At 66.2% G+C, this 278-nt stretch carries 1 pseudogene; it reads left to right on the forward strand.

Going from position 1 to position 278, the window contains the following annotated elements:
* A pseudogene (locus tag ACVA58_RS28035) lies at positions 1-278 on the forward strand (hypothetical protein); the annotation flags it as partial.

The raw sequence follows: 278 nt of genomic DNA on the forward strand, positions 1-278 counted from the left end.
GTCTACAACCAGCCGGCCAGCGCGTTTGTCGCCACCTTCATCGGCGGACACAACCTGCTGGAAGACGCGGATGGGCCAGTGGCCGTACGCATCGACCGCATGGCATTGCATGCCGATGAATCCACAGCCGGAGATCGGCCACGCGTGCGGGGCCGCATCTGCGACATCGAATACCAGGGCACGCACGTTCTGGTGGGGATGGAGGGCGTCACGCTGGCGCCCTCGCAACGCCTGACCGTGAGCCTGCCCGAAAGCGACAGCGCCATCCCCCACCTGAC

The sequence above is a fragment of the Photobacterium sp. DNB22_13_2 genome (assembly GCF_052873915.1).